This is a genomic window from Actinomadura logoneensis (assembly GCF_003428695.1).
GTDB lineage: Bacteria > Actinomycetota > Actinomycetes > Streptosporangiales > Streptosporangiaceae > Spirillospora > Spirillospora logoneensis.
In genome coordinates, this window is sequence record NZ_QURH01000970.1 from 1 (window position 1) to 9,176 (window position 9,176).

Genomic DNA, 9,176 nt, shown 5'->3' on the forward strand with positions numbered 1-9,176 from the left:
CCGGAGGGGCCGGGCTGGGCGGGCCCGGAGGCGGGCCGTCCGGTCCCGCGGCCTCGGCGTCCCGGGTCGCGCCCGGCGCGCCGCGGACCTGGCCCGCCTGGGGCTTCACCCACACGCAGGTCAGCGTGGACACGCAGCACAGCCCCGCGCGGGCGCTCGGCGACCTCTCCCGGCACGCGATACCGCAGGTCACGCCCATCATGGGCTGGGGTCTGGACAATCCGGAGCCGAGCCCCGGCGAGTACGACTGGGCGTCGCTCGACCACCGGATGATGGTGATCCGCGAGACCGGCGGCACCCCGGTGGTCACGCTGTGCTGCTCGCCCGACTGGATGAAGGGCGGGCCGCAGGGCGGGACGGACTGGCGGCATCTGGAGGACGCCGTCGAGCCCGAGCACTTCGACGACTTCGCGAACCTCGCCGCCAGGATCGCCCAGCGCTATCCCGACGTGAGGTACTACACCGTCTGGAACGAGTTCAAAGGCTTCTGGAACAACGCAGCCAACCGCTGGGACTACGAGGGCTACACACAGCTCTACAACAAGGTCTACACGGCGCTGAAGAAGGTGAATCCGCAGCTCAGGGTCGGAGGTCCGTACGTCGTCCTCAACAGCGACGCCCCGGGGCGCCCGCCCGCCGGGCCGCCGTCGCGGTTGCGCGGCCCGTGGGGAAGCATGGACCAGCGCGGTCTGGACGCGGTCGAGTACTGGTCCCGGCACAAGGCCGGGGCGGACTTCCTCGCCGTGGACGGCTCGTCCTTCCCGCAGGAGCGGGACGCCCGGGTGGACGAGTTCCAGGCCCTGGGCAAGTTCTCCGCCGCGACGAACTGGCTGCGCGCGCTGGATCCGAAGCTGCCCGTGTGGTGGGCCGAGTGGTACGTCGAGCCGGACGGTTCGGACTGGTCGGACGGGCACCGGAGCGCGGTGCTCACGGCCGCGATGATGGAGTTCGTCCGGAGCGGGGCGTCCAGCGCCTACTACTGGAGCCCGCAGACGGCGACGTCCGGGAGCTGTGCCGGGTGCCTCTGGTACGGGTCGGCGCGGGGCGGCGGCGGGACGCCGGATCTGGCCATGCTGCAGAACTTCACGCGCTGGTTCCCACCGGAGACCAGACTCGTGGACGTGCGGTCGTCCGACCCGTCCGTGCGGGTGCTGGCGCAGCCGCGCCGGATGGTCGTCGTGAACACGCGGGACCGGCGGATCACCGCCGCGGTGGGCGGCCGGGACCTCACCCTCGCGCCCTACGAGGTCAGGTGGACGGCCCGGTGAGCCGGGCGGGCACGGCCGTCCCGGCATTCACGGTGGTGCCGGGAGGCACGGTGGCTCGGGCAGGCACGGTGGCTCGGACAGGCAGGGTGGTTCCGGCAGGCAGGGTGGTTCCGGCAGGCACGGTGACGCCGGCAGGCAGGGTGGTTCCGGCAAACACAGGGGGAACGGGATGACGACGCTCGCCACCGGCATCGACCTGGTCGACATCCGGTTCTGGGACCGTCCGCCGGAGGAGCGGCTCGCGGACTTCGCGCGGCTGCGCGAGCTCGGCGCGCCGGTGTACTTCGCCGAACCGCGCGTCCCGCTCGTCCGCTCCGGGAAGGGGTTCCACGCGCTCGTCCGGCACGCGGACGTGGTGGCGGCCAGCCGGAACGCGAAGGTGTTCTCCAGCGAGCCCGCCGCGACGTCGCCGGAGCCGCCGCCGTGGCTGTCGAAGGTGTTCGGCACGCCGATGGTGAACATGGACGACCCCGCGCACGCGCGGCTGCGGCGCATCGTGTTCCGCGCGTTCACGCCCCGGATGCTCGCGAGGATCGAGGACGACGTCCGGGCGACGGCGGCGCGCATCGTGGACGACGTCCGCGCGGGCGGTCCCGGCGACTTCGTCGAGCGGGTCGCGGCGCGGCTGCCGATCAACGTGATCTGCTCGATGATGGGCATCCCGGAGCGGACGCGTCCGTACGTGCTGTCGCGGATCGACGCGATGACCGAGTACTCCGGCGTGCGCGGGTCGCTGGCGAGCCCCCGCACGATGCGGCTGCTCGCGGGCAACCTGAAGGCCATCGTGGACCTGCACCGGCTCGTCGCCCGCCTCGGCGAGGCCCGCCGTCGGGACCCGTCGGACGACCTGGTGTCGGCGCTCGTCAACGCCAACCCGGACGGCGAGCGGCTCTCGGTGAAGGAGCTCGGCTCGTTCTTCGACCTGCTGCTGGTGGCGGGCAACGAGACCACGCGCAACGCGCTCGCGCACGGCCTGAGGCTGTTCACCGACCATCCCGACCAGCGCGAACTGCTGCTGGCCCGGTACGACGAGGGGATCGGCGCGGCGATCGAGGAGATCGTCCGGTACGTGTCCCCGATCATCCAGTTCCGCCGGACGGTCACCACCGACCACGAGCTGAACGGGCATCCGCTCCGGGCGGGCGACAAGGTGGTGCTGTTCTACCCGGCCGCCAACCGCGACCCGGAGGTGTTCGCCGACCCGGACGCCTTCGACATCACCCGGTCCCCGAACCCGCACGTCGGTTTCGGCGGCCCCGGCCCGCACCTCTGCCTCGGTGCGAACCTCGCGCGGATGGAGCTGCGCATCATGTTCGAGGAGCTGTTCGGCAGGCTGCCCGGCCTGCGCGCGTCCGGCGAGCCGGAGTACCTGCTCTCCAGCTTCGACAACGGCATCACGCGCCTCCCCTTCACCTGGGACGCCCCCTGACCGACCCGGCGCGGCCCGCGGGAGGGAGGCGGCCGAATTCGGGGTGAGAGCGGTTTCCGCGTGAGAGCGGCGAATCTCGGGGCATGGCTAGGAAGGCCCCCAGCCCCCATCGCCCCCACCCCCGGGAGGAGTGCCGATGACTCGAGTGACCCGCGCGGAGATCGACCGGCTCGTCGGAGGCGAGCACCACGACCCGCACTCCGTCCTCGGAGCGCACCCCGGACGGTCGGGCGTGACGGTCCGGGCGCTGCGCCCGCTCGCCGAGCGGGTCGAGGTCGTCCTGCCGAACGGCGACCGCAAGCGGCTGCGGCACTACCACGGAGGCGTGTTCACCGGGACGCTGCCGCCCGGCGCGTCCCTGTCCGGGCCCCCGCTGTCCGGCACGGCGAGCGCGACGGGTTCGGCGGGCGGGTCCGGCGCGCCGCAGGCGGTGCCCGACTACCGGCTCGCGGTGACCTATCCGGGCGGCCCCGAGGTCGTCCAGGACGACCCGTACCGCCACCTCCCGACGCTCGGCGAGCTGGACATGCACCTCATCAGCGAGGGCCGCCACGAGGAGCTGTGGCGGGCGCTCGGCGCGCGCGTCCGGACCTACGCCTCGGTGTTCGGCCCCGTCACCGGCACGGCGTTCGCCGTCTGGGCGCCCACCGCGCACGGCGTGCGCGTCGTCGGCGACTTCAACCACTGGGACGGTCGCGCCCATCCGATGCGGTCGCTCGGATCGACCGGCGTGTGGGAGCTGTTCGTCCCGGGCGTGGGCGACGGCGACGCCTACAAGTTCGAGATCCTCGGCGCGGACCGCGTGTGGCGCACCAAGGCCGACCCCATGGCCGCGTACACCGAGACGCCCCCGGCCACGGCGTCGCGCGTGTTCACCTCGTCCTACGAGTGGTCCGACGGCGACTGGATGGACCGCCGCAAGGGACGCCAGTGGCTGAACGAGCCGATGAGCGTCTACGAGGTGCACCTGGGGTCGTGGCGCACCGGCCTGTCCTACCGGGAGCTCGCGGACGAGCTGACCGGGTACGTCCGGGACATGGGCTTCACGCACGTGGAGTTCCTGCCGGTGGCCGAGCATCCGTACGGGCCGTCGTGGGGCTACCAGGTCACGTCCTACTACGCCCCCACCTCGCGTTTCGGGACGCCCGACGACTTCCGGTACCTGGTGGACCGGCTGCACCAGGCGGGCATCGGCGTCATCATCGACTGGGTCCCGGCGCACTTCCCCAAGGACGAGTGGGCGCTCGCGCGCTTCGACGGGACGGCCCTCTACGAGCACGCCGATCCGGGCAAGGGCGAGCATCCCGACTGGGGCACGTACGTCTTCAACTTCGGCCGCGCCGAGGTGCGCAACTTCCTGGTGGCGAACGCGTGCTTCTGGCTGGAGGAGTTCCACATCGACGGCCTGCGCGTGGACGCCGTCGCCTCCATGCTCTACCTCGACTACTCCCGCAAGGACGGCGAGTGGACGCCCAACGTCTACGGCGGCCGGGAGAACCTGGAGGCCATCGCGTTCCTCCAGGAGATGAACGCGACCGCCTACAAGCGCAACCCCGGGATCGTCACGATCGCCGAGGAGTCCACCGCGTGGCCAGGGGTTTCGCGCCCCACCCACCTGGGCGGGCTCGGGTTCGGCTTCAAATGGAACATGGGCTGGATGCACGACACGCTCAACTACCTCCAGCACGACCCGGTGTTCCGGAACTACCACCACAACGAGATCACCTTCTCGCTGGTGTACGCGTTCTCGGAGAACTACGTCCTGCCCCTGTCGCACGACGAGGTCGTGCACCTGAAGGGGTCGCTGCTGGAGAAGATGCCCGGCGACACCTGGAAGAAGTTCGCGGGGCTGCGGACGCTGCTGGCCTACATGTGGTCCCATCCCGGCAAGCAGCTGCTGTTCATGGGCGGGGAGTTCGCGCAGGGCGCCGAGTGGACCGAGAGCCGCGCCCTGGACTGGTGGCTCCTGGACAACGCCGCCGAGGGCGCGAACCACATCGGCGTGCAGCGGCTGGTGCGCGACCTCAACCACGCCTACCGCGAGATGCCCGCGCTGTGGGAGTGCGACGCGTCCCCCGACGGCTTCCAGTGGATCGACGCCAACGACGCGGCGGGCAACGTCCTGTCGTTCGTCCGGTACGCCGAGGACGGGACGCCGCTGGTCTGCGTCGTGAACTTCTCCGGCGAGGTCCACGAGGACTACCGGGTCGGGCTGCCGCGCTCCGGCGCGTGGCGGGAACTGATCAACACCGACGCCTACGAGTACGGCGGCAGCGGCGTCGGCAACATGGGCCGCGTCCAGGCGCGGGACGAGGCGTTCCACGCCATGCCCGCCTCGGCCCGGATGCGCGTCCCGCCGCTGGGCGTCGTCTGGCTGGTCCCGGAGGACGACCAGGAGCCCGCGGCGTCCGCGGAAACGACCACGGTCGCGATCGTGGCCGGGGACGTGAATACAGTGGCGGAATGACCGCTGCTCAGATCCTCGGCATCGTCCCGAACCAGTTCGTCCTGGAGCATCTGCCGAACTCGGTGTTCCCCGAGGACGACGAGTGGGTGGCCCTCGTGCGCGCGCCCGAGGGGCTGACCGTCCTCCGTGAGGCCCCGCCGCACGTGGAGGCCGACCGCTGGGTCGGCTTCTACGGCGGGGCCACCGCGCACTCCCTGGACACGCCCGGGATGCTCGCCGCCATCGTGGCCCCGCTGGCGGAGGCGCGGGTGTCGGTGTTCGTCGCCTCGACGTACCACGCCGACCTCGTGCTGGTGCCCGAGTACAAGCTGGAGGCGGCGACGGCCGCGCTGCGGGAGGCCGGTCACACGATCAAGTCGTAGCGGTCACGCCGTCCGGACGGCGCGGCGCGGTCGCGACGCCCAGGGCGCGGCGCGGGCGCGATGTTTCAGCGGTGCAGGCGGTCGCGGTGCTCAGCGGCGCAGGCGGTCGAGGAGCCAGCGGGGTCCGGCGACGGACCCGCCCGCCTCGGCGACGCGGGACTTGAGCTCGCGGTCGGCGGTGACGACCAGCGGACGCGTGTCCGGCCCGGCGCCCGCGACCAGCTCGACGATGTGGTCGTCGCCGCTGCCCGGCGCGGCGCTGACCGCCACCGGCCCGGCCGAGGGGACCTCGCGCGCCGCGCCCTCCACCACCTGCACGACGTCGGGGAAGACGGTGTCGAAGGGCACCAGGTCGCCGGGCACCCCGGTGACGCCCTCGGTGAGGACGGCGAGGTCGTCGCGGAGCCGGGCGTTGGCGCCCGCGCGGTCGCGCCACCAGCCGTGCTCGGCGCGCGCGCCCACGACGTTCGCGGCGTCCACGATCACGACGACCCTGGCGAGCGCGTCCCGCAGCACCGGCCACGATCCGGCGAACGGCGCGAACAGCTTGAGCGACGCGACCTCGTCCACCGGCACCCAGGCGGCGCGCCGGGTCTCGAAGGACGCGGCGCGGACGTCCGCCATCTCGGGGACGGACGCGACGACCGACGTGAACGACCAGCTCCCGTGGTCCTCGGTCCGGGTGCCGACGAGCCGGATGCCGGACGCGTCGAACGTGCTCTCCTCGCCCGTCTCGCGGATCGCGCCCGTCACCGGGTCCTCGTGGCTGTGGTTGGCGCCGCCGAACATCCCCCAGGTGCCGGCCCCGCTCCCCCAGGACGAGCGCTTCTGCAGCAGGACGCGGATGACCCCGTCGGGACCCCGGTGGTAGGGCAGCAGCCCGGACGCGCCGTACCGTCCCCAGTGCTTGTGCCCCTGCTCGCAGCGTGCCCAGCCGTCGCCGTCTCCCATGTCCGCGACCTTAGCCGTGACCAAGTGCACAGTGCCCGCACAACACTGTCCCGAATAGCCTTCGGATACCCGTCCGCCGACAGCCGCGACCACGCCGCCCGTCCCCCAGGGAGATTCCGTTGAGCCTTACCGAGCACGCACGGGCCGTCTCCGCGCAGGCGGAACACGTCCGCATGTGGGACGAGCTGTCCGGGGCCGAGCTGATCCGGGCCATCGCGGACGGCCGCTTCCCGCACCTCTCCACCGTGGACGACCACCTCGGCCAGCGCATCACCGGGGCCGAACCCGGCCGGATCGGGCTCGGATGGAGCCCCCGCGAGGAGCTGTGCAACCCCGGCGGCACCGTGCACGGCGGCTACGTGGCGATGATCCTGGACAACGCGTGCTGCCTGGCGGGGGCGTCCACCTGCGAGCGCTTCATGCCGATGCTGACCCTCAACCTGAACGTCGAGTACCTGCGGCCGGTGCAGGCCGGGGAGACCTACACGGTGACCGGGACGTGCGTGCACCCCGGACGCACCCGCATGGTGTCCAACGCCGCGATCACCGACTCCGAGGGCCGTCTCGTCGCGCAGGCCAGCGCGTCCGTCCTGCCCAACAAGGCGTTCGCCCGCTGACCCGCCCTCCGCGTCCGGTCGCGGGCACGGCCACCTGTCGCGGGGGCTCGCCGTTCGGGTCGCGGCGCGGGGCGCGGTCCCGTTCGGAAGGCGGGCGGGTTGCATAGGGTGGGGCCATGGTAGATCCCGGCAACGTTGTCAAGGTCGTCCGGCAGGCGCGCGAACGCCGCACCGCCCCCCTGGTCCTGGAACTGGACCTGACCGACGGGATCGTGGAGGTCCCGCCCGGCGATCCGCTGTCGATGTTCCTGTCCATGCGGCGCACGCACCTGCGGGACGTCCTGGACGGGCTGCGCCGCGCGCGCTCGGACGCCCGGGTGAAGGCGCTGGTGGTGAAGGTGACGGGAGGGGCCGGGCTGGCGCTCGTCCAGGAGGTCCGGGAGGCGGTGGGCGCGCTGCGCGCGGCGGGCAAGTACACCGTCGCGTGGGCCGAGACGTTCGGCGAGGGCGGGCGCGGCACCGTCCCCTACTACCTGGCGTCGGCGTTCGACCGGGTGTTCCTCCAGCCGACCGGCGAGGTCGGGCTGACGGGCGTGGCGCTGGAGGAGCCGTTCTTCGCCGGGGCGCTGGAGAAGGCGGGCGTCCAGCCGCGGTTCGCCAAGCGGTACGAGTACAAGACGATGGCGAACACCTTCATGGAGAAGGCGTACACGCCGGAGCACGAGGAGTCGTCCCGCCGGCTGGTGGAGTCGCTCGGCGAGCAGCTCGTGAACGGCGTCGCGGAGGCGCGCGGGCTGACGCCCGAGCGGGTCCGGGAGCTGACCGACAAGGGTCCGCTGCTGGCGTCCGAGGCGCTGGAGGCGGGGCTCGTCGACGAGCTCGGCTACCGGGACCAGGTGTACGCCCACCTGAAGGCGAAGGCGGGCGAGGACGCCCAGCTCAGGTACGTCGCGCGGTACAACCGGACGCACGGGCTGGCCAAGCGCATCCCGCAGCCCGGACGCCAGGAGGGCATCGCGCTGATCAACGGGCACGGGCAGATCCGGCTCGGCCGCAGCGGGCGCGGCGGGCCGCTGCCCGGGCAGAGCGTCGCGATGGGCTCGGACACGGTCGGCGCGGCGTTCCGCGCGGCGGTGAAGGACGAGAAGGTCAGGGCGATCGTGTTCCGGGTGAACAGCCCGGGCGGGTCGGCGGTGGCGTCCGACGCGATCTGGCGCGAGGTCGTCCTCGCGCGCGAGGCGGGCAAGCCGGTGGTCGTGTCGATGGGCGACGTCGCGGCGTCCGGCGGCTACTACGTCGCGATGGCCGCCGACACGATCGTGGCGCAGCCGGGCACCATCACCGGCTCGATCGGCGTGGTGGTCGGGAAGGCCGTGGTGAACGGGCTGCTCGACCGGATCGGGATCGGCCTCGGCGCGGTCGAGGACGGCGCGCACGCCCGCATGTTCAGCGCCACCAAGGACTTCAGCGACTCCGAGTGGGAGCGGATCAACGCCTCGCTCGACCAGATCTACGCCGACTTCACCCGCAAGGCCGCCGAGGGCCGCGGGATGTCCCGCGAGCGCGTCCACGAGCTGGCGCGCGGCCGGGTCTGGACGGGCGCGGACGCGCGGGAGAGCGGCCTGGTGGACGAGCTCGGCGGCCTGGACCTGGCGTTCGACCTGGCGCGCAAGAAGGCCGGGCTGGCGGCGGACGCGCCGGTCCGGACGTTCCCGCACACCTCGCCGCTGGAGCGGCTGCGTCCGCCGGAGTCCAGCGAGGACCGCACCGCCGCGTCCGCCCGGTTCGACGGCTGGGGGTCGCTCGGCGGGGTCGCCGCCCGGCTCGGCCTGCCCGCCGCCGGCCCGCTCACCCTCCCCGGGTCCTGGGAGATCCGCTGAACGAGACCGAGTTCACCGAGGCCGTCGCGGGGTTCGCGACGGGGGTCGTGGTGCTGACCGTCCGGGACGGCCGGGACGACCTCGGCACCACGGTCACCTCGTTCATGTCGGTGTCGCTGGAGCCGCCGATGGTGCTGGCCGGGGTGGCGTCGGACGGCTACCTCGCCGAGGTGCTGCGGCGCCGTCCGCGCTGGGCCGCGACGGTGCTGAGCGCCGAGCAGCGGGCGCTGGCCGGCCGGTTCGCGGCGGCGGGGCGGCCGTC

The 9,176-nt window shown here is 72.9% G+C and carries 8 protein-coding genes; 7 read left to right on the plus strand and 1 reads right to left on the minus strand.

Translation table 11 applies throughout. The features are described from left to right. The 4 genes from DZF91_RS32885 to DZF91_RS32900 all read left to right on the plus strand — a co-directional run. Window positions 1-1,268, plus strand: a 1,268-nt coding sequence (locus DZF91_RS32885; protein ID WP_117360946.1) for a GH39 family glycosyl hydrolase, incomplete at its 5' end; no start/stop codon positions are given. A 169-nt stretch (window positions 1,269-1,437) separates the two neighbouring features. Continuing rightward, entirely contained in the window at window positions 1,438-2,697 is a 1,260-nt protein-coding gene (locus tag DZF91_RS32890) for a cytochrome P450 (protein WP_117360947.1), read from the plus strand. Between the two features lie 136 nt (window positions 2,698-2,833). Then, window positions 2,834-5,164 (plus strand): 1,4-alpha-glucan branching protein GlgB, encoded by a 2,331-nt coding sequence (gene glgB / locus DZF91_RS32895; RefSeq protein ID WP_117360948.1) that lies wholly within the window; start codon window positions 2,834-2,836, stop codon window positions 5,162-5,164. Then, window positions 5,161-5,526, plus strand: a complete 366-nt coding sequence (locus DZF91_RS32900) for an ACT domain-containing protein (RefSeq protein ID WP_117360949.1) — start codon at window positions 5,161-5,163, stop codon at window positions 5,524-5,526. Before glgB ends, DZF91_RS32900 begins: the two co-directional genes overlap by 4 nt. Window positions 5,527-5,616: 90 nt before the next feature. Here DZF91_RS32900 and DZF91_RS32905 read toward each other — a convergent pair whose 3' ends face one another. After that, window positions 5,617-6,477: an NUDIX hydrolase gene (locus DZF91_RS32905; protein WP_117360950.1), complete on the minus strand. Its 861-nt coding sequence runs from the start codon at window positions 6,475-6,477 to the stop codon at window positions 5,617-5,619. A 119-nt stretch (window positions 6,478-6,596) separates the two neighbouring features. Here DZF91_RS32905 and DZF91_RS32910 point away from each other — a divergent pair, with 119 nt between their 5' ends. The 3 genes from DZF91_RS32910 to DZF91_RS32920 form a co-directional block, all read left to right on the plus strand. After that, window positions 6,597-7,094: a PaaI family thioesterase gene (locus tag DZF91_RS32910; RefSeq protein ID WP_235834745.1), complete on the plus strand. Its 498-nt coding sequence runs from the start codon at window positions 6,597-6,599 to the stop codon at window positions 7,092-7,094. A 116-nt stretch (window positions 7,095-7,210) separates the two neighbouring features. Further along, window positions 7,211-8,914 (plus strand): signal peptide peptidase SppA, encoded by a 1,704-nt coding sequence (gene sppA / locus DZF91_RS32915; protein WP_117360952.1) that lies wholly within the window; start codon window positions 7,211-7,213, stop codon window positions 8,912-8,914. 50 nt (window positions 8,915-8,964) lie between these two features. Continuing rightward, a partial coding sequence (locus DZF91_RS32920; RefSeq protein ID WP_328589249.1) for a flavin reductase occupies window positions 8,965-9,176 on the plus strand: 212 nt, incomplete at its 3' end.

Bases quoted from the DNA above. Each gene is read 5' to 3' on its own strand.
- DZF91_RS32890 (WP_117360947.1), top strand. From the start codon at position 1,438: ATGACGACGCTCGCCACCGGCATCGACCTGGTCGACATCCGGTTCTGG.
- glgB (WP_117360948.1), top strand. From the start codon at position 2,834: ATGACTCGAGTGACCCGCGCGGAGATCGACCGGCTCGTCGGAGGCGAG.
- DZF91_RS32900 (WP_117360949.1), top strand. From the start codon at position 5,161: ATGACCGCTGCTCAGATCCTCGGCATCGTCCCGAACCAGTTCGTCCTG.
- DZF91_RS32905 (WP_117360950.1), bottom strand. From the start codon at position 6,477: ATGGGAGACGGCGACGGCTGGGCACGCTGCGAGCAGGGGCACAAGCAC.
- sppA (WP_117360952.1), top strand. From the start codon at position 7,211: ATGGTAGATCCCGGCAACGTTGTCAAGGTCGTCCGGCAGGCGCGCGAA.